Origin of the sequence: Tumebacillus sp. BK434 (assembly GCF_004340785.1) — a bacterium.
Taxonomy (GTDB): Bacteria; Bacillota; Bacilli; order Tumebacillales; family Tumebacillaceae; genus Tumebacillus_A.
This window is the reverse complement of record NZ_SLXS01000001.1, coordinates 542,107-565,859: the sequence shown is the minus strand read 5'-3', so window position 1 is coordinate 565,859 and position 23,753 is coordinate 542,107. Positions and strand designations below refer to the sequence as shown.

Here is a 23,753-nt window from a genome sequence, read left to right as displayed (position 1 = left end):
AAAAGCTCGTCATGGCAGACGCTGCTCCGGGTCTTGTGCCAACCCCAGCATCGGTTCAGATGGACGCAGATCCTTCTTTGCCGTCTCCTGCGGAAACGGGCAGCGTGTCATTATCGCCGCGTCCGCGTAGTGGCCCGTGCGGCGCTGCGCTGTTTCAACGACTCGCGGCGGCTTTCGGCGCGCCCGAGCCCTTTTTGGACGAGAGCCTGGTCTTGCTCACCGCTGTCCGTTTCATTCAAGTATTTGGCCAGCCCCGCGATCGTCGGGTACTGGAAGAGCTGGACGATCGGCAGGTCGGCGCCGAGCTGTGCCTTGATCTGGCCATGCACCTGCACGGCGAGGATCGAGTGTCCGCCCAGTTCAAAAAAGTTGTCGTGCACGCCAACGCGGTCGATGCGCAGCACGTCCTGCCAGATCTGTGACAGCGTTTGCTCCAACTTCGACTGCGGCGCCGCGTAGACCGCCTGCAGCTGCGCGCGCTCCTGCACCGGATTCGGCAGCGCTTTGCGGTCAACTTTGCCGTTTGGCGTGAGCGGCATCGCGTCGAGGAACATCAATGAAGCAGGCACCATGTAGGCCGGGAGCCGTGCGGCAAGCGCGTCTTGCAGGTCTTTTGCTGTCAGCGCTGCTGCCTCCGCTTTGACGACATAAGCTGCGATGTATTTCTCGCCTGCTGCGTCCTCACGCGCCGTGACGACCGCTTCCTGCACCCCGGCCAGCTGTTCCAGCGCTGCTTCGATCTCGCCGAGCTCGATGCGGAAGCCGCGCACTTTGACCTGATGGTCGATCCGGCCGAGGAAAAGCAGCTCGCCTGCTTGCGACCATGTCGCGAGGTCGCCGGTGCGATACAGCCGACCTGGGCCAAACGGATTCGGCACGAAGCTCTCCGCCGTCAGCTGGTCGCGGCGCAGGTAGCCCCGCGCCACGCCCGCGCCGCCGATGAACAATTCGCCCGGCAAGCCTGCAGGCACCGGCTGCAGAGCTCCGTCCAGCACGTACGCCTGCATGTTGGCAAACGGCTTGCCGATCGGCACCGTCTGCGCTCCGGCCTGCACCTCATGGGTCGTCGCCCACACCGTCGCTTCCGTCGGCCCGTACAGGTTGACCAACTTGGCCGGCAAGGCCGCCCGCAGCGCGGCTGCCTGCGCAGGCGGCAACGCTTCTCCGCCGAGCAGCAGCTTCTGCAAGCCTTGCAGGCTCGCCACATTGCTGGAGTCGGCCGTCAGGATGCGCATCAGGGACGGCGTGCACTGCATCATCGTCGCCCCGTGCGCCTTGGCCTGCGCCGCGATCGAGTAGTCGCCGGTCTGCTCTCCTCCGCCGTGCGCCAGGCAGGCGGCGCGCAGGCCGTTCAGGGCTTCCAGCCCGTTTAGCACCGCTTCCTGTGCGATGCCGAAGTCGATCAGGCAGGCGATCTCATCTACTCCGATCTGCTGCAAGCGGTCGACCGTCGCGCGGCACGTCTCTGGCGTGCCAAACAGCGACCCGGTGTCAAAATAGCGGTCAAACGCCATGTTCAACAGCCCGTCCATGTCTTCCGGCGACAGGTCTTTCAAGTTGATGTCGAGATTCAGCGCGCGCACGAGATTCTCGATCAGCCCGACCGACGTGCGCAGATACGCGGTGAACGGGGCGCGCACTGTCTCGCGCACCATGTCCATGTTGTCGCCGACAAACGTATGCAGCATCAAAGCTACGCGGCCAGACTGCGGATCGTGTCCGTGTTGGGCGCGTGCTTCACGGTAGAGCTGAATCTTCTCGGCGACCTCTGCCACCGTCTGCCCGAGCAGGTGCGTCAACACGTTCGCTCCGATCTGTCCGGCGCGGATGAACGTCTCCTTGTTCCCGCCGCTGGTGATCCAGACCGGCAGTTCCGGTTGCACCGGGCGGGGCAGGATTTTCACCTTCACCTCGTTGCCTGCGCCGCCGGTGAAAGTGTGCGTTTCACCGCGCCAGAGTTTTTTGACCAGCTCGATGTTGTCGAACATCACGTCTGTACGCGCCGGGTAGTTCTCCGGCGCAAACACGAAGTCATCCGCATGCCAGCCGGACGCAAACGACAGCGAGACCCGCCCTTTGGACAGGTTGTCGATCACCGACCACTCCTCCGCCACGCGGATCGGGTGGTGCAGCGGCAAGACGACGCTGCCGGCGCGCAGCTCAACGCGCTCGGTCACCATCGCCAGCGCCGAACTCATCACCGCCGGGCTCGGGTACAGCCCGCCAAACTGATGGAAATGGCGCTCCGGCGTCCAGACCGCTTTGAACCCGTTGGCATCTGCATATTTCGCCCCGTCGAGCAGCAGGCGGTATTTGTCGTCCGTCGCGTTCTCTTCGTCGTTGGCAAAATAGAACAGGGAGAAATCCATCCCGTTCCCTGGCTGCCTCTGCCCCCGGGCCAAGCCTCCGCCCGCTTCCGCTTCGGAGAGCAGCACGACTTTCGCGCCGCGGGCGAGCGTCCAGAACAGCTCGAGCACAGAGATGTCAAAACAGATCGACGTGACGGCGAGCAGCGTGTCCTCCGCCGCGCAGCCGATGCGCTGATCCATTCCGGCAAAAAAGTTCACGGCGTTGCGATGCTCGACCAGCACGCCTTTGGGCTGACCGGTCGTTCCGGAGGTGTAGATCGCATAGGCGGTGTTTGCTGAGGTGACGCCGCTAGACAGATTGGAATCGTCCCCCTGTGCCGTTCGCAGCCAGGCATCGAGCGCGAGAACCGCGGCCGAACCCCCGGGCAGGCGATCGAGCAAACGCTCCTGTGTCAACAGCACGGGGACTTGCGCGTCTGTCAAAAGGAAAGCGAGACGCTCCTGCGGGTAGGTCGGGTCGAGCGGAACGTACGCACCGCCTGCTTTCAGGATCGCAAGCAGACCGATCATCATCTCCAGCGAGCGCTCCATGCAGATCCCGACCAATACGTCCGGGCCGACGCCCTTCGTGCGCAGATGATGCGCGGCGAGATTGGCGCGGCGGTTCAGTTCGCCGTACGAGATGCTGTCCGCTTCGAACACGACGGCTGTCCGGTCGGGAGCAAGGGCGGCTTGCGCTTCAAAGAGCTGATGCATGCAGAGCCCCGTGTTCACTGCGGTCTCCGTTGCGTTCCATTCGACGAGCAGTTGCCGGCGTTCCGCTTCGGTGAGCAGCGGCAGCTCGGCGACTTTTTGATCTGCGTCGCGGACGATGCCGGCGAGCAGCGTTTCAAAGTGCCCGGCCATGCGCTCGATCGTCGACGCTGCGAACAGGTCGGCGTTGTATTCGAACGTCCCGCTCAGCTTGCCCTCCACCTCGGCGACAGCGAGCGCGAGGTCAAACTGGACGAACGCTTGCGGGATCTCCATCGATTCCAGCAATAGACCGCCCGCCTGCACTTCTGCGCCGGACTGGCCGATCGACAGCGCAGCGACGCCGTCGTCGCCGAGGACATGCGATTTCTGCAGCGCGAAGGTCACTTGGAACAAGGGCGAGCAGCTCGGGTCGCGCGGCGGTTGGAGCTGTTCCACGAGCAGAGCAAACGGGTAGGCTTGGTGATCGAGCGCCTGCAGCACCGTGCGTTTGCCTTGCGAGAGCAGCTCGGCAAAGCGCATCTCCCCGGTCAGTTGCGCACGGAGCACGACCGGGTTGGCGAAATAGCCGACCGTCTTGGCGAACTGCCCGTTGCTCCGCCCCGCCATCGGCGAGCCGACCAGAATGTCCTCCTGCCCGCTGTAGCGGTGAAGCAGAACCTGGTAGGCGGTCAACAGCAGCGTGAACAGCGTCACGCCCTGCTCCTGCGCCAGCCGTTTCACCCGTTCGCTAAGCGTTGCCGGCAGCTCAAAGCGCAGCGAGGTGCCGCGATAGGTCTGTATCGCCGGACGGGGATGATCGGTCGGCAGTTGCAGCACCGCAGCTGCTCCGGCCAGCCGTTGCTTCCAATAGGAGAGCAGTTGTTCACCGCGCGGGCCGCCGAGGAATTTTTGCTGCCAGTTCACATAATCTGCGTACTCTGCAACTGGCTGCTCCAAAAGGTGCGGGAGGCGATGAACTTCTGCTTCGTACACCGTCCACAGTTCCTCCATCATCACTTCCAGCGACCAGAAGTCGATGACGAGGTGATGCAGGGTCAGCAGCAGCACGCTTTCCTCCGCCCCACGGGCGAACAAGGTCGCGCGCAGCAGCGGCCCGTGTTCCAGGTCGAACGGCCGGTTCGCCGCTTCGCTGACGACTTCCGCAAGTTCCAAGCCACTCCACGCCGCTGCGTCCTGCACTGAGAGGACGGGGCGGTTCTCATCTGTTACGCGCTGCACCGGCACACCGTCTGCCAGCGTGCACACCGTGCGCAGGACGGCATGACGTTTCACCAATTCATTAAATGCGTCCTGCAGGGCCTGCAAGTTGACCGCGCTGCGAATCCGCACCGCCCGCGCCACGTTGTACGCCGCATTGCCCGGATCGAGCCGTTGCAAAAACCACATCGCCCGCTGCCCATACGTCAGCGGGTACTCCTCTCGCTTGGCAGCGGGCAACGCATCTTGCACAACCGGTGCCGTCTCAGCCGCCGCTTCCACCTGCCGCAGCACCTTCCCGGCCAATCCTGCTACCGTCTCGCCATCCAGCAAGCTCCCCAGTTCGACCTCCACGCCGAACTTCTCTGCCAAGGTGTGCTTCAGCTCCACAGCCATCAGCGAGTCAAAACCCAGAGCACCAAACGCCTGCTCCGCCGTGACCGCCATGCCCCCGGCAGCCTTCCGAGTTTCCGCCAGCAACCACATCACCAGCGCCCCATACCGCTCTGCAGACGGCAACCCCAGTAGTGCTTCCCGATCCAACTCAACAGGAGAAACAGCGTTTTCAACACTGCGTTTCGAACTCCCAGCCATTCCTGCCGTTCCAGCCGTCCCAGTGCCCTCTGCAAACCCTTCGATCGGCAGACCTGCCTCATGAAAACGACTGTCCATCACTCCGCCATCCAGCACCGAACTTGCCACCGCTTCCAGCGTCCCGGCCAGGAAGCGCTGCTTGCACTGGTGCCTTTGCACTTTTCCGCTTGACGTCTTGGGAATGCTCGCCGGACGGAGCAGCACCACTCCATACACCTGCAACTGGTACTCCGCCGCCACCTGTTGGCGGATCGCGGCGATCACTGCCGTCGGGTCGCCTTTGCGGTGCCCCCGCTCGATCTCCTGCACGACGACCAGCCGCTCTTCTCCTTGCACGTCGACCGAAAATGCTGCTCCGTTCGGGTTGCACACCGCCGGATGGCTCTCCTGCACCGCAAACTCGACATCCTGCGGGTAGTAGTTCCGCCCGCGAATGATGATCAAATCCTTCAATCGCCCGGTGACAAACAGCTCCCCGTTCAGCACAAACCCCAGGTCTCCCGTCCGCAGCACACCGCCGCCAAACGCCGCCTGCGTCAAGTCATCCTGTTGCCAATAGCCCTGCGCCACGCTCGCACCCTGCACGCAGATCTCGCCGACCGCCCCGTCCGCACAGCGCTCGCCCGTCTCCGGGTCGGCCACATAGACGTCCTGCTCCGTCAGCCCGACCGTTCCGCTGCTGACCAGCGTCCGCGCGCCGTCCCCGGCCGCCGTTTCCACCGCCCGGTTCTGCTCCAGTTCCTCAGCAGCAAACGTCCGCACCCGCGGCGCGTCTTCCATGCGTCCGCCTGCCACAAACAGCGTCCCTTCCGCCAGACCGTAGCACGGGAAAAACGCTTCCTTCCGAAAGCCGGCCGACCCAAAAAACGCCGCAAACCGCTCCAGCGTCTCCGCCCGCACCGGCTCCGCACCCGAAAACGCAGTTTGCCAAGCCGACAGGTCCAGCAGACCGCGCTGCGCTTCCGAAATCTTCTGTAAACACAGCTCATACGCAAAATTGGGCCCGCCGCTCACCGTCGCTCCCGTCTTGGAGATCGCCTCCAGCCAGCGCAGTGGTTTCTGAATGAACGACACAGGCGCCATCAGGGACATCGGGTAGCCCGTATACAGCGGATTCAAGATCCCGCCGATCAGCCCCATGTCATGATAAGGAGGCAGCCAGACCACGCCCCGGCTGTCTTTTGTCGTGCCAAAGCGCTGCTCGATCAGGCTCAAGTTGTGCAGCAGGTTCCCGTGCGACAACATCACGCCCTTCGGCGCCGAGGTCGACCCGGACGTATACTGCAAAAAGGCCAGCGACTCCCGGCCCACATCCGGCATCAGCCACAGCTCGGCCAGGTCTTCACTCAGCACGTCAGTCACCACACAAGTCACCCCGTGAAACCGTTCCTCCACCGCCGCAGCGATGCCTGACGTGGTCAGCACGAAGCGGGCGTCGGCGTCCGTTGCCACAGCCTGCAGCCGCTCCAGATTGCCATTCTGTCGCGGCGGATAAGCCGGCACCGCCAGCACGCCCGCATACAGACAGCCGAAAAACGCCGCAAGATAGTCGATCCCCGGCGAGTACAACAGCAGCGCCCGCTCACCCGCAGCTCCGATGTTCTGCAGCCAAGCGGCCACCGCCCGCGCCTTGCGGTCCAAAGCCGCGTACGTCAACCGCTCTTCCCCGCCGTCATCCGTCAAAAACGTATAGCCCGCCAACCCCGGCTGTTCCCCGGCCCGCCGCAGCAGCAAGCCGACCAAAGTATGATCAATCATCTCCAGCCCTCCCGAAGAGAAACAAAACCCGAATGAAGTTCAATTTATTTATAATTATACAGTCTTTGAAACACTGAATTCAACTGATGAGACCAATTTCTGAACTAATACAACAGACTAATAAAAAAATCCCTTGTGCCATATGCGCACAAGGGATTCCCCTTCCAAACTCTAACGCAGCCGAATCGCGCAGCTGCCCAGTCGTTCCCCGCCCCAAAACAGCTCCAGCAGGTCGCCGTCCGCCAATGGACCGACACCGGCCGGGGTGCCGGTAAAGAGAATGTCGCCGGTGCTGAGACCGAAATGCTCAGCGGTAAAATCAAACAGCGCCTGCAGGTCGAACACCATGTCACCGATGTTGCCGCGCTGGACTTCCACGCCGTTTTTCAGCATGTAAAACTCGGTCTGCAAGGCAGCTTCCACGCCCGGGAAAGGACGGGAGGCGGTCAGCACCGCCGAGTTCTTAAACCCTTTTGCCCGCAGCCACGGGTGGCCTTTTTGCTTCAGCTCGGACTGCACGTCGCGCAAGGTCAGATCCAGCCCCAGCGCAAACGAGCCCACCGCGTCATCCACCTTCATGCCAGGCTCGAACGGCCGGCTCACCTGCACGACCAGTTCCAGCTCATGGTGAATCTCGCCCTGCCCGGCCGGCAGCACGATCTCCCCGCCGTCCGCTGCGACCTGCGCATGCGTCGGCTTGGAAAACAAAAACGGCGACTTCGGCACTTCATTGCCAAGTTCAGCCGCGTGCAAACGATAATTGCGCCCTACACAATAAATGTTGCGAATGTCTTCCACCAAGTTCCCTCATTTCCATCTGAGATCCGCCCTGAACCTATTCTTGCCCCGCCGCTCATTTCCTGCAACAAACAAAAGGCACGCTTCTGCTTGAAGCGTGCCTCCTGCCGTTATTTCAGAGCTTTCTTCGCGTTGACCAGACCAAATCCGGAGTACTTGTCGAACCCGGCATCCTGAATATCGGTCGCAGTCCCCATGACTTGCAATTTGACCTGCGCCGGGGTCAGCTTGTCTTTGCCCGCTTTGGCGATGACCACGCCGGCGACGGCTGCCGCTTTCGGGGAAGCCATCGAGGTGCCGATCATCCACGCATAGCCGCCGCCCATGTAGGTGGACAAGGTGCGCGCATTGCCGTCACGCAGCGCCGGATCGAGACCCGGTGCCCAGAGCGGACCGTAGTCGCCGCCCGGTGCGGAGACGTGGATGTGCAGCGCGCCGTAGTTCGAGTAGTACGCGCGGTTCAGGCCGATGCCGTTCGACGCCACGCGCAGCATCTGCGGGGAGCTCGGGCTGCGCAGCGTGATCCCTTCTGCGTCCGGGCCGAACAGGTCTTTCGTCAGCTGCCACGGATTGGAGATGTTCATCCCGTTGTTGCCGGCCGAACCGACCACGGTGACACCTTTTTTCGTCGCATAAGCGATCGCGCGCTCAAACAGCAGTTGGTCTGCGATCACTTCATCCGGCGTGTAGTCCGGGTCTTGGATCCAGTTATAGCCGCCGAGCGACATGTTGACAACGTCCACGTTGTCATTGCCTGCCGCTTCCAACGCTGCTGCGATATCGGACGTCGCTGCGCTGCCGGTCGGGCCGAACACGCGGTACGACGCCAGCTTCAAGTTCGGGCCGACCCCCATCACACGGCCGTTCGCCGCGATCGCGCCTGCGACGTGTGTGCCGTGGCCCTTTTCGTCTATCGCATCGGTGATGCCCGGCACAAACGATTTGCCGTAGAGGTAGTTGCCTTTCAGATCCGGATGGTTGTAGTCGATCCCGGTGTCGATGACGCCGACGACGATGTTTTTGCCGTCTGCACTCTTCCCGGTGCCGCCTTTGAGGTTCCAGGACTCACCGTTGCTCGTCACCTGCTTGATGTCCCATTGGTACGTATCATACAGATCGGCCGTGCCGACTGCCGTTTGCTCCGGGTTGAACGCTTCTGCCACTTCTCCTGCGACCGAATCCGGATAGACCGACCCTTCGCGATTCACCGCTTGTACATACGGCGAAGATTGCATCGCCGAGTTAAAATTCGGGTTGCTGCTCACCACTTGCACCGCACCCAGGTTGGACAGCTTCTTGGTCACCTTGCCGCCCGCCTGCTGCAGCAAGCTTTCATAGTTGCTCGGCAGACTCGATGCATTTTGGAATACCACCAGATATTTTTGTTCGCCTTGCTCTGCTTGCGCCGGTGCTGTGCCCGGATTGACGCCGACTAAAGTAGTCACGCCAAGTGCCATCGCGGCTAACCATACGGTAGTCTTTTTCATTAGAGATGCCCCCTTTGATAGGATCGAAATCTATTATATTTTCAGACTAATATATTTACTCAAAGATTACAAGTGTCAATTTCAAATTATTTTAAATTATTAGTGAAGTAAATAATAGCCGAAAATGGAACAATTGGCCCACTTGTGTTAGAGTTTGACTTGTCATCAACACACGAGGAGGAACCCCCATGCGACTCCAAGGCAAAAAAGTCATCCAGCTGGTCGAGCATGAATTTGAAGATCTCGAACTCTGGTATCCCGTGCTGCGCCTGCGCGAAGAAGGCGCGGACGTACAGATCGTCGGTCCGAGTGCCGGCGAGACCTACACAGGCAAATACGGTGTACCGATCCAATCTGACCTCGCCTTCACCGATGTCGACGCCGCCGATTATGACGCGATCCTCGTCCCCGGCGGATGGTCACCAGACAAACTTCGCCGTTACCCGGACGTGCTGCGCCTTGTCAAAGACATGAACGCCGCCAGGAAGCCGATCGGCCAAATCTGCCACGCCGGTTGGGTGCTGATCTCTGCGAAGATCCTCAACGGTGTCAAAGTCACTTCCACCCCGGGCATCCGCGACGACATGGAAAACGCAGGCGCGGTTTGGCTGGACGAGCCGGTCGTCATCGACGGCCACATCATCTCATCCCGCCGTCCGCCCGACTTGCCGCCGTACGCGAAAGCGTTCGCCGACGCGCTGGCCGAACCCAAATAATACATCCGCATACGACACGCCTGACGTGTTATACTACAACAGGAGCCCGCTATGAAAAGCTGGGCTCCTTTTCATTGCGTCATATTGAAACTTCACGCAGATTCTGCGCGTCATATAGAACAACGAGAGCTACTCTGGAGGTGAAACACCATGAAAAAAACGTTGACCGTCCTGCTCAGCTGCGCGATGCTGTTCGCGTTCACAGGCTGCGGCGCCAAGGACGCGACGACCGGCCAGAACGACAAGCCGGCCGCCGGGCAAGACAAAGAAGTGCCGGGCATGTTCCACAGAGCCGAAGCGGACGGTGTCGAGATCATCGTCAAAGCCAGCAAGATTAAGTACAAGCCGAATGAAGAGCTGGCCGTACAGGCGCAAATCCGCAACACCACCGACAAGACGATCTTCGTCCAGACCACCAACGGCTGCGATCCGGGCGTCCGCATTGCGATCCCGACCAAGAGCGGCACATTCGTGCCCGTTCAGAACGGCGAACCGCAGATGTGCACCGAGGCGTTGGGCGTGAAAGAGCTCAAGCCGAACCAAACGATCATCCACACCGTCAAGTTCAAGCCCCAAGACGTTCGACCGGGGACGTACGACATCTTGACCAGCGTCAACCTGACCTCGATGGACCACGGCATGATGAACACCGAACCGCCGAAAGTGATCGAGACGACAGCGCAGATCACCATCACAGAATAAGCAAAAGGGAGGCTGCACATCATCTGTGCAGCCTCCCTTTTTTGCAATTACAACTCGATCAGAATCATTTCGCTGTCCGTACCGGCTTCCAGCACGAGACGGTCTTCTTCGACCATCTTCACCTGATCACCTGCGGACAAGGTCGTATCGCCCATCTTCACTGAGCCGCCGATGACGAACAGATAGGCCGGACGGCCGTTCAGTTCAGCTTCAAGCGTATGATCCGCATCGAGCGAGGCCACGTTAAACGTCACGTCCTGATGGATGCTGAGCGCTTCCCCTTTCGGCGTGCCCGACACGACCGGCAGCCAGACGTTTTTGCGCTCCTCGCCGCGAAACGACTTTTGCTCCCACGACGGGGTCAAGCCGGCCTCGTTCGGGATCACCCACATCTGCAGCAGGTGCACCACCGTGTCCGGCGAGTTATTGTACTCGGAGTGAAACACCCCGGTACCGGCGGTCATGCGCTGCACTTCGCCCGCTTTGATCACGCCTTTGTTTCCCATCGAGTCTTCATGCGTCACTTCCCCCGACACGACAAACGTCACGATCTCCATGTCGCGGTGCGGATGCATGCCAAAGCCGCGGTTCGGCTGAATCCAGTCTTCGTTAAACACGCGCAGATTGCCGAAGTTCATGTTGTTCGGATCATAGTAATGGTCGAACGAAAAATGCCAGTAGCTCTCCAGCCAATCGATTTTCGAATGATACCGCTGCTCGGCCGGGATCACTTGCATCGCCATGTTGATTTCCTCCCTGGTAACTCGCTTTATTTTCGAAACTTATTCTAGCACAACATATTTTCCCCCGAATGTGATCATCCTAACAAAAACCATAGCGAATTTTCGTCTGCCCGCTTACAGAATCAGATGCGTCCGGCGCGTATGATAGAGAAAAACAACGTTTGGAGCTGACACAACATGGCTGACAAAAAGATCATCATCTACACCCAACCGACCTGCCCGCCCTGCTTTGAAGCGAAAGCATGGATGACCAACAGCAACATCCCGTTCGAAGACCGCGACATCCGCAAAGACGACAAGCACCTGCAAGATCTGATCAACCTCGGCGCTGCTGCCACTCCGGTCTTCCTCGTCGGCGACGAAGTGATCATGGGCTACGACCAAGGCAAGATCAAATCCGCTTGGGACGCTCTGTAAGGCTCAGCAAAAAGGCACTTCGCGCGCTGCGAGGTGCCTTTTCTGTCGATCTGGCCGCAACTCAAGCCACGACGTTACGTCCCAGTTCAAATTGTTCATATTCTTTATGTTCTACGATCGCTTTGAGCGCCTGCACGGTCTGCCAGATCTCTTCAAACGTGTTGTACAGCGCCACCGGGGCGAGCCGCACCACGTTCGGTGCGCGGAAGTCGGGCACGATGCCGCGCGCTTTCAGCGCTTTGCAAATGCGCACGGCTTCAGCATGCTCCAACGAGATATGCCCGCCGCGGCGCTCCGCTGCGCGCGGGTTGCCGAGCGAATAGCCGAGCGCGGCAGGGAGTAATTCCTCGACCAGCTTCATAAAAAAGCCGGTCTGGCGCAGCGACTTGGCCCGCAGGCGCTCGATGCCCGCCTCGTGGAAGATGCGCAGGGAGCCAAGGATCGGTGCGGTGCTGAGCAGATGAGGCGTGCCGATCTGCCAGGCGCCGGCCGACGGTGCGCCTTCGAAGTCGTGCACCATGTCGAACTGCTTATCCTTGCGATAGCCAAACCAGCCGCTCAAGCCGGGGCGTCTGCCGAAATGGCGCTCGTTCACATACAGGCCGGCCGCCGAGCCGGGGCCGCCGTTTACGTATTTGTAGTTGCACCAGAAGGCAAAATCCACTCCGTGCCGGGAGAACTGATGCGGCACCGCGCCGATCGAGTGGCAGCAGTCGAAGCCGATCAGAATGTTCCGTTCATGAGCGGCACGGGTCAGTTTTTCGATGTCGAGCAATTGCCCTGAGCGGTACAGCACAGCGGGCAGCACGATGAGGGCGATCTCGTCGGTCATCGCGGCGATGATGTCGTCTTCGTCGATCATCCGCCCGTCGCGGCTCTTCACCTGTACAAGATGCGCAGCGGGATCGAGGCCTTTCTGGAACAGTTGGCTTTGCAGCGCATAGATGTCGGACGGGAAGTTCAGCTCGTCGGCGAGTATCTTGGTGCGCTTGCCCTGCGGCGCGAAAAAGGTCGCGACCAGATTGTGCAGGTTGACCGTCGTCGAGCCGGTGACGACCACTTCCTCCGGCTTGGCCCCGACGAGCTCCGCCTGCAACCGCCCCAGCTCTTCGGCCAGATAAAACCACGGCTGCTCCGCATCCATCCACCCTTCGATGCCGAGCGTCTTCCAGTCGTTCAGCACCTGCAGCGCCGCCTGCTCCGCTTCCTTCGACATCAGCCCCAGCGAGTTCCCATCCAGATAGATCGTCCCCGGCTGCAGATAGAACCGCTCCCGGAACGCCTTCAACTCATCCGCTGCATCCATCTGCAACGCATACTCCAACGTCAATTCCTCACGCATGACCACCGGCTCCTCTCCCTGACTTCACTTCAGACCCAAGTTCAACACACGTCCGGCTCAACGAACACCTTGCGCGAGCCGTTGCGACTCCCGTAAAACTAACGCATGACCTGCTCGCAGATCTTGACCAGCTCGCTGACGACGCTTTCCGAGCGGAAGCGGTCGATCTCCATCCGGCGCGCCTGCTCCTGCAACTGCGGGAGCTCGCTGAGGTATGTTTCCAGCGCGGCGGTGATGCCCGCCACGTCATCCGGGTGATGCACCTGCCAACCGTAGTCTTGCAACAGCCGTCCGGCGGTGCCTTTTGTCGACGTGATCCCGAGGATCGGGCGGTACGCGCCCAAGTAGTCGATCAGCTTCGACGACAGGAACAGATTGACGTCACTTGGCGCATCGACCAGCAACAGCAGGTCGCTTGCGGCCATCAGTTCCAAGCTTCGGCGGAACGGCACCTGCCCGACCCGGTTCACGCGCAGGCCGAGGGAACGTTCCGCCTCTTCCAGCAGGGGATGGAACGTTCGCTCCACATTCCCCACCACCTGCAGCTCCAGACGCGCTACCAAGTCGGGACGCTTTTCCTTCAGCAAGGTCAGACCTTTTACCAGCGGCGCCGGCGAGCGCAACCCGTAGAAATCACCGATGTACGACATCACGATCTTGCCGTCACCCGGCCCGGCATCATCGCCGCGATACAACGCCGCGTCAAAATGATGCGGCAACACGGTCGAGCGCTCCGCAACACCTGCGTTCGGATAGACCTCCGCATACAAGTCGCGCATCTCCAGCGTCGGGAAGATCAAGTGGTCCGCCTGCTCGATCACCTGCCGCTCGAGGCGGCCGACCACCTCTTTCGTCTTCCCGTGCAAAAGATGGTACGGGTTGTGCCCCCACGGGTCGCTGAACTGCGCCACCCAAGGCAGGCCCAGGCGCGCCTTCGCTTCCAGCGCCACGACATGGCTCGCTCCCGGCTGCGAGCGGCTGTACAGCACGTCATACTTCCCGTCCAGCCCCTGCAGCGCTTTCTTCGCCCCGCGCAGCCAGAGCGGATTGTCGAGCGCCGACAGCCGCGCCACCGCTTCGCGGTACAGCTTGCGCATCACCCGCGACGTCGGCTTGGGATTGGCGACGCGGATCGCCTTGACCTGCGCCCCCATCTCTTCCAGCAAAAACGGATCGTCTTTAAAATCGGTCTCATCGCCCACCGTCAGCAAGTCGACTTCATAGTGCCCCGCTAAAAATTTCAACGTCTTCGCTACCAAAATCGACTCTGCGTTCAAAATCGGCGGAGCGTAGTAGGAGACCATCAGCATTTTTTTCGACATGAACCAACCACCAATCTCTATGTAAAGTTCACGAAACGAGAACTGCTTCCATCTTACCTTATCTGCAGTCCTCCGACAATTCTTGCAAAAACCCGTCTGTCCCCTGCTCCTCCCGCATATGTCTGGTACAAGGAGGTGATTGTCCTGATGAAACGTAACGGCTCCCGCTTTTTGCCGCAGCGCTCTCATCTCATCCTTTATGCGCTCGCCCTGCTCATCGCCGCCTTGTTCCTGCCTACCTCGGCAATGGCGCACAAGCCGCTTTTTGTCGAGCGCGCGATCGGCGGCTACGAGCAGGCATTTGAGATCCCCGACCCGAAAGTGTCGTATGCCATGTACGGTGCGTTGCAAAAGCGCGGTGCGGTCGACGTCTACAAAGTCACGCTGACCGAGAAAGCGCCGTTCTACGCCCGCATCTCCGTGCCCGACCAGCCCGCCGCGCAAACGTTCACCCCGGCGTTCGTCGTGTTTGGCCCTGGCCTGGCGACCACCAACGAGCCGCCGAATTACCCGCTGGACCTGCCCAAAGACCTCGGCCGCGCCATCTTGCTCTGGAACGGCGAGCAGGATGCTTTTTTCGAGCCGTTCACCCAGACCAGCCTGCTCCAGCGCCAACTGCTGTCGAAAACGCTGGAGCCCGGCACGTACTACATCGCCGTCTACGACCCGGCGGGCAACACCGGCAAGTACGTCCTCGCCACCGGCGACGAGGAGGCGTTCAGCTTCCTCGACTGGCTGAAGCTGCCTCTCTTCTGGTACAAAGTCCGCATGTGGTATGACCCAGGCCAGACCTGGCTGATCCTCGCCGGCGCCGGTGCGTTTCTCATGAGCGCCCTCTACTACATCAAACGCTTGCGTAACCGTGAAGCAACCTAAACTGCTGCGTCCTTCGACACAGCAGTTTTTCTTTATTGCAGTTCGGCATCAAAGGCACGGCCTGCAACATCGACACCAACCGGATCGACACCGGGCTGCTGAACCGGCTCTAGGGCGCAAGGAGCTGGCCGAACAAAAACAGGAGACCTCTTAAGGTCTCCCTTTTTTCCGTACTAAGATCAGCGACCAGACGTAGCCGCCCAGCACTTTGGCCAAGAACTGCCCCGCGACCACCCACGGGATGAACACTCCGAAGGCGATGGTCGGGAAAGTGATCGAATCGACCGCCGCCGATGCAACGTTGGAACCGTTGATCTTGACGAACTTCGGATAGCGGCGCAGCAGGTGGTACACCACTGTGTCCGCGATATTGGACAAAGCAAACGCCGCAAACGATGCGATGGCGATCTGTGCGGCATCGCGGTTGAACAGGTAGGAGATGATCGAGCCGACCAAGACGAGCAGCCCCATGTTCAGCCACAGCCTGCGTCCTTGCCAGCGCTCGTGCAAAGCATCGCGTGTCGTGATGTCGAGCCCGATGAACAGAAACGCGTTTATGATCGTGGACGAAGGTCCGAAATACGCGACAGACAGGTTGGCCGCCACAACGGCTGCCAGATAAAGAAGTACTAAATACATGTTGCACAGACACCTCCAAAAACAGGTCAAGCTTTTCCTCTTTCCCTATTATAGACGTGTTTGCGCATTTCCGTGGAAATTAGATTATTCGCGCGAAACTGACAAAGAGCGCGCCTTTTCGTCGTCCATCGCTTCCAACTGATCGATGATCAGGTCCTCCACGAGATAGGTCTGGTCCTGCACGGTGGCCGCATCGAAGATCACCCGCAATGGCACCTCGACGCGATATGCCCCGCGCAGGCGCGCGGTCAGCTTCGTCGCCAAAAGCGAGTTGCCGCCGAGCTCGAAGAAGTCGTCGTGGACGCCGACGCCCTCGATGCCGAGCAGCTCCTGCCAGAACATAGCGATCGTCCGCTCCGCCTTATTTCCCGGCGCGACGTACGGGGTCAGCACGTTTGGGCGCGGATGAGCGGCGAAGGTGAATGGCTGCAACTGGCGTTCCGGCTGACGGTGCGAGTTTGATTGCGCGTTTGATTGCGATTGCTGTTCCAACGAGTGGGATTCTGGTTGCCCTGTGTTCAGCTGTGGCGTCCGCTTCACTCGAATGCGGCGGGCTGTGGGCTTCCAGTCGGAAGCATACGCCTGCACAGGCGGCTCGATCCAATAGCGTTTGCTTTCGAAGGGGTAGGTCGGCAAGGGCACGCGGCGTCTCGTTTCGTCGGCGCTGAACGCTTGCCAGTCCACCTCGGCGCCGAGCAGCCACATCCGCCCCAAGGCGCTCAGCAAAAACGCGATGTCAGATTGCTCCTCCTGCACATGGCGGATCGTGGTCAGCACCGCCCGCCCCGGATTGTGCTCCGGCTGGACCGAGAGCGCAAACGACGCCAGCGCCTTGCCCGGCCCCACTTCGAGCAGGATCACATCCTGCTCCTGATTCAGCACCTGCACACCGTCGGCAAATCGCACCGCCTCGCGCAGATGGCGCGCCCAGTATTGCGGATCGCGCGCCTCCTCCGCCGTGATCCACGTCCCGGTCACATTCGAGACATACGGAACTGTCGGCGCATGCCGCTCTACCGCCCCCACCAGCTCCGCAAATTGCCCCATCATCGGCTCGACCATCGCCGAATGGAACGCATGCGTCGTATGCACCGTCTTGCAGACGACCTCCATCGCCTCTAGTTCCAGCCGCAGCTGCACCATCGCTTGCGACGGCCCGGATACGACACACAGCGCCGGCCCGTTCACAGCAGCCAGCCCGACCGCGCCGCCCCGCTTGGCCAGATGCGCCAAGAGCTCTTTTTCCCCCAGATGCACCGCCAGCATGCCGCCCGTCGGCAGCTCTTCGATCATTTGCGCCCGCTTCGCGACCAGCAGTAGCGCCGCTTCCAGTGAGAACACCCCGGCCAGGCAGGCCGCCACGTATTCGCCCAAGCTATGCCCGAGCATCGCAGCGGGCGCGATCCCCCACTCCTGCAGCAGTTTCGCCATCGCATACTCGATCACAAAGATCGCCGGCTGCGCATACTTCGTCCGCTTCAGCCGCACAGCCGCCTGCTCCTCCCCGCCTTCCTCCGGGTAGAGCAACTCGCGCAGATCCAACCCGAGCAAAGGTGCCAATCGCTCGCAGCAGAAGTTCACTTCCTCATGGAACAAAGGCTCCGTCTCATACAGATCCCGCGCCATGTTCACATACTGGCTCCCCGTGCCGGAGAACAAAAACGCCACGGGGCGCTTTCCAGCCCCTTCCGGCCGCACGCTGGTCAGTACCCGCTTCGGATCACGGGACAAAAGCAAGTCTGCCGCCTCCGCCCCGTCCTGGCAGACGACGATCCGGCGGTGAGCAAACGCTTTGCGCCCCCGCTGCAGCGTGTACGCCACGTCGGCCAGCTCCTGCTCCGTCGCCTGCAGATGCGCCGCCAGCCGCTCCGTTGCCGCCTGCAGCGCCGTCTCCGTCTTCGCCGACAAGATCAGCAGTTGCCACTCCCGCGACAGGCCGGACGGTTCCGGCTCCGGCGCTTCTTCCAGCACCACGTGCGCGTTCGTCCCGCCAAAACCAAACGAACTGACGCCCGCACGGCGCGGCCCGTCCGTCTTCCACTCCCGCAACTTCGTATTCACATAGAACGGACTGCCGCCAAAGTCGATCGCCGGGTTCGCCGTCTCAAAATGCAGGCTCGGCGGCAGCTCTTTGTGCTGCAAGGCGAGCGTCGTTTTGATCAGGCCTGTTACCCCTGCTGCGATGTCCAGGTGCCCCACGTTCGACTTCACCGACCCGATGGCGCAGTACTGCGTCCGGTCGGTCGTGGCGCGGAACACTTTGGTCAGCGATGCGATCTCGATCGGATCGCCGAGCGGCGTCGCCGTGCCGTGCGCTTCGATGTAACTGACTGTCTCCGGCTCCACCCCGCCGATCGCCAAAGCTTCCGAGATCACACCGACCTGCCCTTCGATGCTCGGAGCGGTGTAGCTGACTTTTTGCGAGCCGTCATTGTTGATCGCCGATCCTTTGATCACCGCATAGATCGTGTCGCCGTCCGCCACCGCGTCATCCAGACGTTTGACGACGACGATGCCAAGGCCGCTGCCGAACACGGTCCCTTTCGCCTTGGCGTCAAACGTCCGTGTGTGTCCGTCATCCGAAGCGATCCCGCCTTCGTGGTACAGATAGCCGTTCTCTTGCGGCACGGCGATCGTCACGCCCCCGGCCAGCGCCATGTCGCATTCCCGGCTGAGCAGGCTCTGGCAGGCCATGTGCACGGCGACCAGCGACGACGAGCAGGCGGTCTGCACGCCGACCGCCGCGCCTTTCAGGTTTAATTTGTAGGCCGTGCGGGTAGCGAGAAAGTCTTTGTCATTGCCGATCATCATCTGTGCCTCGCCCAGCGCTTTGACCAGCGCCCTGTTCGGCGCAAGGTTGTAGAGCAGATAGCGGTTCATTCCGGCCCCGGCGAACACCGAGATCAGCCCGTCATACGCTTCCGCCTGATACCCGGCATGCTCCAGCGCCGTCCACGCCGTCTCCAAAAAGAGGCGCTGCTGCGGGTCGATCGTCTCCGCCTCGCGCGGGTTGTAGCCGAAAAAGGCCGCATCGAACAGGTCGACGCCGTCGAGCATCGCCGCCGCTTTGACATACTGCGGATCGGTGACCAGCTCCGGATCGCGCCCGGCCCGCAGCAGCTCTTCCTCCGACAGCCAACTGACCGATTCCACGCCGTCCCGCAGGTTTTGCCAAAATTGCCCGATGTCGGCCGCGCCCGGAAAGCGGCCGGCCATCCCGACGATCGCGATGCCGTCCAACGTCTCCTCCTCGTACATGAGACACACTCCTTTTTTCTTCGTTACCTACTTAATACTTCACGTTGGAGTTATTTCCTTTAATCAAATTAACAGAAAAACCCCCGACAACTGGTCGAGGGTTGATTCCGCTGCAGCCTACATCGGCAGGCGCGCCACCGAGCGGGAAGCATCTTCGGCGATGCTCGCCAGCAGTTGGACAAACTGCCCAGCCATCCGCTCGATCGTCTCGGTGTTGAACAGATCGCGTTTGTACTCAAACTTCCCGGCGAGACCGGTCTGAGTGTCGGCGATCATCAAGGCCAGATCGATCTGCACCGCTTCCTGTGCCACCGGCAGGGCGACCAGCTCCAGTTCGATCAGCTGAAGCAACGTCCCTGCCTCGCCCAGCGCATACCCGGCCAAAGCTTCCAGACCGGGAAACTGCGCTTTTGGGGACATAAACATCGCCTGGAACAAGCTCGGGATGCCCGAGTCAGATTCCACAGCCAGTTTTTCCATCAGCAGCGGGAACGGGTAGTCCTGATGCTCCAGCCCTTCGATCACCGTCGCCTTCACCTGCTGCACAAAATCGGCAAAGGCAGGCTGGCCGGACAGGTCGGCCCGAAAAACCACCGTGTTGTCGAACGGACCAAACACGCCTTGATACTTCAAGGGATTCCGCAAGTTGACCGGCGACCCGATCCGAATGTCCTCCTGCCCCGTAGCGCGGTGCACCAGCACTTGAAACGCTGCCAGCAGCAAAGTGTTCATCGTCACGCCCAAGCGCTCGGTCTGCTTGCGCAATTGTGCCGACAGCTCTTCCGACAGCCGGAACGGCACCGCTCCGCCCGCTGCGAACCGTTCGGCGCGGCGTGGGTGATCGGTCGGCAGATTCAACGCAGGCATTTCGCCTCCAAGCTTGGCGACCCAGTAGCGGGACAGCTTTTCGCCTTGTGCTCCGGTGATGAGCTCCGCCTGCTCCTGCACAAAATCCGCATATTCCGCTCCGGTTGAGAAAAATGAAATTCCCATATCGCCAACTGCCGCCGCGTACGCATGCTGCAGTCCGAACATCAACAACCCGAGCGACCAGAAGTCAGCGACAAGCCTGTGCACGTTAAAAAGCAGAACATACTCCTCGTTGCCGGTCTGGTAAACGTGCAGGCGCAGCAGCGGCTCTTTTTCCACATCGAATGGGCGGTTGGCTTCCTTGCGTACTTCTTCGAGCAGCCGTTCTTCGCTCCACGACTGCGCCCCTTGCATGACGAAGGTGATCGTCGGCTCTGGCCGCAGCACCGCCACCGGCTCGCCGTCTCGAAGCACAAACGAAGCACGCAGGAGCGGGTGCATCTTGACGAGATCTTTCACCACATCCCGCAAGACCGGCACGTTCAGCGCCGAGGTTACTTTTGCCGCCCTCGCGATCTGGAACGCCGCACTTTGCGGATCGTTGCACTGCATCCGCCACATCGCCCGCTGCCCATGCGACATGGGGATTTCTGTGTCGGTATACCGTTCGCTTCTCGCGGCCAAGCGCCGCTCGCCCGGCGTGATCGCTGCGGCCGCTTCCGCAGCCAGCTCCTGCAGCGAGGGACCCTCCAACAGCCGTGCCAAAGGCATCTTGACACCAAACGTCTCGTCCAGCCACTGCTTGAGCTCGGCCGCCGCCAGCGAATCGAGGCCGTATCCATACAGGGACTGCTCCGCATCCGCCCGTAGTTGCGGCTGGCGCAGCGCATCGGCGAGGCGCACTCCGAGCAGCCATTGGACAGCTGAGACGCGCTGCTCGATCGGCATCACCAACAGCTTCGCGCGCGAGACCAGCCCTCTTTCATCCAGCACCAGACTTCGGAACGTCATCTCCCCGGCGAGCTCTTCCTTCGCTTGCTGCGTGTTCGCCCCCTTCACCAGCCGCTCGACGAGACGGGCTCTTTTCAATCGATCGCTCATCTCTGCACAACCTCCAACTTTCCATCTGCCACTCAAGATCTCTCCCCTTCCATTCTCCCCCAGTAACAATTTTCCTCTTTCAAGCCCACATCACGAAAAAGGCACCCTGTGCAGGGTACCTTTTCTCTCGCCTTTCACCTCTAATGCAGATGCGACTTGTCACAGATCGGGCAGGCGCCATTGCGCAGCGACTCCTCGCGCAGCTCGATCCGCGACAGCACACGCCCTTCCAGCAAGCCGTCCACGCGCCCGCTGCGCCGCCCAAACGCAAAACCGGCCAAGAGGGCGAGCAGCAATACGAGCGCCGAGATCCATACTGTCGTCACGCCTCTTCCCTCCTTTTCCGAATGCCGAGCCCGCCAAACAGCGCCATGATCATATGCACCAGCGGTGCAGCGAGCAGCACCTGCACCGTTTTCAGCGGGGAGAGCAGCACCGCCACCAGCAAGGCGATAAACATCGCCAACGTCACTTCGACAAATCCGAACCTTATTGCCAGATTATTCTGACCGGAACGGCGATCATGTTGCAGGTCCATCAGGTCGTCGAGCAGTTGAATCATCACCATCACGCAGAGCGCCCACAAGGTCAGGCCGATGCTCGTCGCCCAGCCGGAGATGCCGAGCACGATCACCGACTCCGCCCAGCCGGGCAGTTTGGTCGGCATTTTTTCCCGCAGGTCGTGGCCCATGCCGATCGCATAGGCGGCGAGAAACAGGGCCAATGCTTCCTGCGGCGCCAAGGTCGTCGCCAGGCCGAATCCGAGCAGCGCGTACGGCAGACAGGCGCGGCCCAAGCGGATCGCCAAGGTGTGCCGACCGACGCACTGGTCGTATTCCACGTCCAGCCAGTCATCCATCAGTTTGATCGTCAGTCCGGCCAGCACAATGCCGATCCACTCGACCAGCAGGCTAGACCAGACGCCAAACATGCTCTTTCACCTCCCGAAATCCTTGGCGGTAGAGGGCGGAGATCGGCAGCAGGTTCATCCCTTTCAGCTCTTTTTGCAGGAGCCGAAAGCCGCTTTTTCCTTCCGGCAGATCGGTCTTGTTCGCCAGGCAGAGATAGCCGTTTTTGCGCTGGCCGACTTCGGCGATCTGCAGGTCGAGCTCGCCGAGCGCCTGCAGGCCGCCGGCGCGCTGGACTTCTTTGGCGTCGACGAGGTGCAGGATGCAGTCGGCGTGGCGCAGCTCCTGAAGCGTTTGCGCCATCGCCTCGCGCATTTCGAGGTCGGGGTGAATGCCGTCGGCCAGTCCCGTGGAGTCGGTGAGCTTAAAGGCCCGGGTGCCTTTGCCGCGCGGCAGGTCGAGCTGGATCGACTGCAGGCTGCGCGTCTTGTGCAGGCCGGTGCCGGACAGTTCGTGCCGGGCGCTGACCAGGTCCAGTTTGCGCTGCCGGGTGGTGCCGTCGGGCAGTTGAAAAAACACTTCCATGCGTCGGAGACCTAAAAATTCTGCAAAGTTGATGCAGAAGATCGTCTTACCGACGTTGGTTCTCCCAATCACGAGACAGTTCCTCATGTCTGAGTCCCTCCCCCAAAACCAAATCGTCCGGCTCAATGCGCATCAGTTCATCCCGCGACGGGCGGCTTGCGTCGAGCAGCCGCACCGCTTGCAGACGGATTCCTTTTTCGATGACATTGCGCACCATGCGGGCGTTGCTAAAATTGCGCTGACCTTGCGTTACCGAGTTGCGCAGGAAGGTGCGCAGTTTGCTCGCCGCTTCCGGCGACAGTTTGTATTCACGCTTGCGCAGCATCGTGTCGGCGATCTGCATCAGTTCCGATTCGCTGTAGTCCTCAAAGTTCACCACGATCGGGAAGCGCGACGGCAAGCCCGGGTTGGTGCGCAGGAACAGATCCATCTCATAGCCGTACCCGGCGAGGATGATGATCAGATCATTTTTGTGATCCTCCAGGCCTTTGACCATCGTATCGATGGCTTCTTTGCCAAAATCTTTTTCACCGCCGCGTGCTAGAGAATACGCTTCGTCGATAAACATAATACCGCCCAATGCTTTTTTGATGTGATCGCGGGTCTTTTGCGCCGTGTGTCCGATGTACTCCCCGACCAGGTCGGCGCGTTCGACTTCGACCAGATGCCCTTTGGACAGCACGCCCATTTCGCGCAGCAGTTTGGCGAGAATGCGGGCGACGGTCGTTTTGCCGGTGCCCGGGTTCCCTTTGAAGATCATATGCAACACGATCGGCTCCGTGGCAAGTTTCGCCTGTGCGCGCTTTTGCTGAATTTGCACAAACGCGTAGATCTCCTTGACCAACGTCTTGACTTGTTTGAGGCCGATCATCGAATCGAGCTCGTTCAAAATTTGCTGGAAGCGCTGCGTCTCCGACTGCGTCGAGCGGTTCCCCTCCCGGCGCACGACCGAAGGCGTGCCTCCAGACCCGTATAGCCGTCTCAATGCTTCGTTCAGCGCCACCTCGCCATTGCGGTACTGGTCGATCACATCGACTGAGTCCCGTTGGTGCGGCGGCTTCTGACCGCTCTTAATCACGTTGGTTTCCACCTCGCTTTGAAGAGAATGTGGTATAGCCTATGTAGGCAAGGTGGAATGGGTGAATACCTAAAAAAACCGGATCATCTCTACGTAGAGAGTGATCCGGTTTCTCTTGCATGAGCCTCATCAACCGAAAAAGAAATCAAGAACGTTTGACCCGGCTGACGACTGTTTATTATAAAATTCGGAATACCCGCAATTTACGCAGTACACGACCACAAACTGATTGTGCTGAATATCGAATATTTTGGAAAATCCTGTGCCGGTCATCGCGACTTCCTTCGTTTTTGCTTCTTTGCTTCCGCATTTGATACATCCCTTTTCACCCATCCATCTCTCACTCCCTGCCAGTAATGCTATTTTTTACGTTTCAGCGCTTTGATGGTTTCGCAGTTTCCAGATTCTTCACTGGAT

General features: G+C 60.4%; 18 protein-coding genes. 4 read left to right on the top strand and 14 right to left on the bottom strand.

Translation table 11 applies throughout. The features are described 5' to 3' along the window. Positions 1–110: 110 nt before the first annotated feature. The 3 genes from EV586_RS01845 to EV586_RS01835 form a co-directional block, all read right to left on the bottom strand. On the bottom strand, positions 111–6,614 hold the full coding sequence (locus tag EV586_RS01845) for a MupA/Atu3671 family FMN-dependent luciferase-like monooxygenase (RefSeq protein WP_132943365.1): 6,504 nt from the start codon (positions 6,612–6,614) through the stop codon (positions 111–113). Positions 6,615–6,785: 171 nt separating this feature from the next. After that, positions 6,786–7,412 carry a fumarylacetoacetate hydrolase family protein gene (locus EV586_RS01840; protein ID WP_132943364.1) on the bottom strand — a complete coding sequence of 209 codons (627 nt, stop codon included), beginning with the start codon at positions 7,410–7,412 and terminating at the stop codon, positions 6,786–6,788. Positions 7,413–7,522: 110 nt separating this feature from the next. Next, the gene (locus EV586_RS01835; protein WP_132943363.1) at positions 7,523–8,899 is read right to left on the bottom strand and encodes a S8 family serine peptidase; all 1,377 of its coding nucleotides are present in this window, start codon (positions 8,897–8,899) and stop codon (positions 7,523–7,525) included. A 188-nt stretch (positions 8,900–9,087) separates the two neighbouring features. Here EV586_RS01835 and EV586_RS01830 point away from each other — a divergent pair, with 188 nt between their 5' ends. Both EV586_RS01830 and EV586_RS01825 read left to right on the top strand, forming a co-directional pair. Next, entirely contained in the window at positions 9,088–9,615 is a 528-nt protein-coding gene (locus EV586_RS01830) for a type 1 glutamine amidotransferase domain-containing protein (protein ID WP_132943362.1), read from the top strand. Positions 9,616–9,765: 150 nt separating this feature from the next. Further along, on the top strand, positions 9,766–10,317 hold the full coding sequence (locus EV586_RS01825; protein ID WP_132943361.1) for a BsuPI-related putative proteinase inhibitor: 552 nt from the start codon (positions 9,766–9,768) through the stop codon (positions 10,315–10,317). Positions 10,318–10,364: 47 nt separating this feature from the next. Here the strand turns inward: EV586_RS01825 and EV586_RS01820 are convergent, their stop codons facing one another. Continuing rightward, the gene (locus EV586_RS01820) at positions 10,365–11,060 is read right to left on the bottom strand and encodes a pirin family protein (RefSeq protein ID WP_132943360.1); all 696 of its coding nucleotides are present in this window, start codon (positions 11,058–11,060) and stop codon (positions 10,365–10,367) included. Positions 11,061–11,237: 177 nt separating this feature from the next. Between EV586_RS01820 and EV586_RS01815 the strand changes: the two genes are divergently transcribed. Further along, the gene (locus tag EV586_RS01815) at positions 11,238–11,477 is read left to right on the top strand and encodes a glutaredoxin family protein (RefSeq protein WP_132943359.1); all 240 of its coding nucleotides are present in this window, start codon (positions 11,238–11,240) and stop codon (positions 11,475–11,477) included. Between the two features lie 61 nt (positions 11,478–11,538). On the opposite strand, the gene kynU is transcribed toward EV586_RS01815, so the two are convergent. Continuing rightward, on the bottom strand, positions 11,539–12,819 hold the full coding sequence (gene kynU, locus EV586_RS01810; protein ID WP_132943358.1) for a kynureninase: 1,281 nt from the start codon (positions 12,817–12,819) through the stop codon (positions 11,539–11,541). 98 nt (positions 12,820–12,917) lie between these two features. Continuing rightward, on the bottom strand, positions 12,918–14,141 hold the full coding sequence (locus tag EV586_RS01805) for a glycosyltransferase (protein ID WP_165898159.1): 1,224 nt from the start codon (positions 14,139–14,141) through the stop codon (positions 12,918–12,920). A gap of 147 nt (positions 14,142–14,288) precedes the next feature. Here EV586_RS01805 and EV586_RS01800 point away from each other — a divergent pair, with 147 nt between their 5' ends. After that, a complete protein-coding gene (locus EV586_RS01800; protein ID WP_132943356.1) occupies positions 14,289–15,017 on the top strand; it encodes a hypothetical protein in 729 nt (242 codons plus the stop codon). Between the two features lie 150 nt (positions 15,018–15,167). Here the strand turns inward: EV586_RS01800 and EV586_RS01795 are convergent, their stop codons facing one another. The 8 genes from EV586_RS01795 to EV586_RS01760 all read right to left on the bottom strand — a co-directional run bounded on the left by EV586_RS01795 (position 15,168) and on the right by EV586_RS01760 (position 23,669). After that, positions 15,168–15,656: a VUT family protein gene (locus EV586_RS01795; protein ID WP_132943355.1), complete on the bottom strand. Its 489-nt coding sequence runs from the start codon at positions 15,654–15,656 to the stop codon at positions 15,168–15,170. A gap of 84 nt (positions 15,657–15,740) precedes the next feature. Next, positions 15,741–18,914 (bottom strand): type I polyketide synthase, encoded by a 3,174-nt coding sequence (locus tag EV586_RS01790; protein WP_207893839.1) that lies wholly within the window; start codon positions 18,912–18,914, stop codon positions 15,741–15,743. Between the two features lie 117 nt (positions 18,915–19,031). Next, the gene (locus EV586_RS01785) at positions 19,032–20,825 is read right to left on the bottom strand and encodes a condensation domain-containing protein (RefSeq protein ID WP_132943354.1); all 1,794 of its coding nucleotides are present in this window, start codon (positions 20,823–20,825) and stop codon (positions 19,032–19,034) included. 140 nt (positions 20,826–20,965) lie between these two features. Further along, positions 20,966–21,151 carry a hypothetical protein gene (locus EV586_RS01780; RefSeq protein ID WP_132943353.1) on the bottom strand — a complete coding sequence of 62 codons (186 nt, stop codon included), beginning with the start codon at positions 21,149–21,151 and terminating at the stop codon, positions 20,966–20,968. Then, positions 21,148–21,756 carry a hypothetical protein gene (locus EV586_RS01775; RefSeq protein WP_132943352.1) on the bottom strand — a complete coding sequence of 203 codons (609 nt, stop codon included), beginning with the start codon at positions 21,754–21,756 and terminating at the stop codon, positions 21,148–21,150. The genes EV586_RS01780 and EV586_RS01775 overlap by 4 nt, the downstream gene beginning before the upstream one ends. Continuing rightward, positions 21,737–22,345, bottom strand: coding sequence for a GTPase (locus EV586_RS01770; protein ID WP_132943351.1), 609 nt, complete (start codon positions 22,343–22,345; stop codon positions 21,737–21,739). The genes EV586_RS01775 and EV586_RS01770 overlap by 20 nt, the downstream gene beginning before the upstream one ends. Then, on the bottom strand, positions 22,305–23,204 hold the full coding sequence (gene spoVK / locus EV586_RS01765; RefSeq protein ID WP_243652923.1) for a stage V sporulation protein K: 900 nt from the start codon (positions 23,202–23,204) through the stop codon (positions 22,305–22,307). The genes EV586_RS01770 and spoVK overlap by 41 nt, the downstream gene beginning before the upstream one ends. Positions 23,205–23,465: 261 nt before the next feature. Then, positions 23,466–23,669, bottom strand: a complete 204-nt coding sequence (locus EV586_RS01760; RefSeq protein WP_132943349.1) for a zinc ribbon domain-containing protein — start codon at positions 23,667–23,669, stop codon at positions 23,466–23,468. Positions 23,670–23,753 lie beyond the last annotated feature (84 nt).

Excerpts from the sequence above, each read along its gene's own strand:
- EV586_RS01845 (WP_132943365.1), bottom strand. The coding sequence starts at position 6,614 with ATGATTGATCATACTTTGGTCGGCTTGCTGCTGCGGCGGGCCGGGGAA.
- EV586_RS01835 (WP_132943363.1), bottom strand. The coding sequence starts at position 8,899 with ATGAAAAAGACTACCGTATGGTTAGCCGCGATGGCACTTGGCGTGACT.
- EV586_RS01830 (WP_132943362.1), top strand. The coding sequence starts at position 9,088 with ATGCGACTCCAAGGCAAAAAAGTCATCCAGCTGGTCGAGCATGAATTT.
- EV586_RS01825 (WP_132943361.1), top strand. The coding sequence starts at position 9,766 with ATGAAAAAAACGTTGACCGTCCTGCTCAGCTGCGCGATGCTGTTCGCG.
- EV586_RS01820 (WP_132943360.1), bottom strand. The coding sequence starts at position 11,060 with ATGGCGATGCAAGTGATCCCGGCCGAGCAGCGGTATCATTCGAAAATC.
- EV586_RS01815 (WP_132943359.1), top strand. The coding sequence starts at position 11,238 with ATGGCTGACAAAAAGATCATCATCTACACCCAACCGACCTGCCCGCCC.
- kynU (WP_132943358.1), bottom strand. The coding sequence starts at position 12,819 with ATGCGTGAGGAATTGACGTTGGAGTATGCGTTGCAGATGGATGCAGCG.
- EV586_RS01805 (WP_165898159.1), bottom strand. The coding sequence starts at position 14,141 with ATGTCGAAAAAAATGCTGATGGTCTCCTACTACGCTCCGCCGATTTTG.
- EV586_RS01800 (WP_132943356.1), top strand. The coding sequence starts at position 14,289 with ATGAAACGTAACGGCTCCCGCTTTTTGCCGCAGCGCTCTCATCTCATC.
- EV586_RS01795 (WP_132943355.1), bottom strand. The coding sequence starts at position 15,656 with ATGTATTTAGTACTTCTTTATCTGGCAGCCGTTGTGGCGGCCAACCTG.
- EV586_RS01790 (WP_207893839.1), bottom strand. The coding sequence starts at position 18,914 with ATGTACGAGGAGGAGACGTTGGACGGCATCGCGATCGTCGGGATGGCC.
- EV586_RS01785 (WP_132943354.1), bottom strand. The coding sequence starts at position 20,825 with ATGAGCGATCGATTGAAAAGAGCCCGTCTCGTCGAGCGGCTGGTGAAG.
- EV586_RS01775 (WP_132943352.1), bottom strand. The coding sequence starts at position 21,756 with ATGTTTGGCGTCTGGTCTAGCCTGCTGGTCGAGTGGATCGGCATTGTG.
- EV586_RS01770 (WP_132943351.1), bottom strand. The coding sequence starts at position 22,345 with ATGAGGAACTGTCTCGTGATTGGGAGAACCAACGTCGGTAAGACGATC.
- EV586_RS01760 (WP_132943349.1), bottom strand. The coding sequence starts at position 23,669 with ATGGGTGAAAAGGGATGTATCAAATGCGGAAGCAAAGAAGCAAAAACG.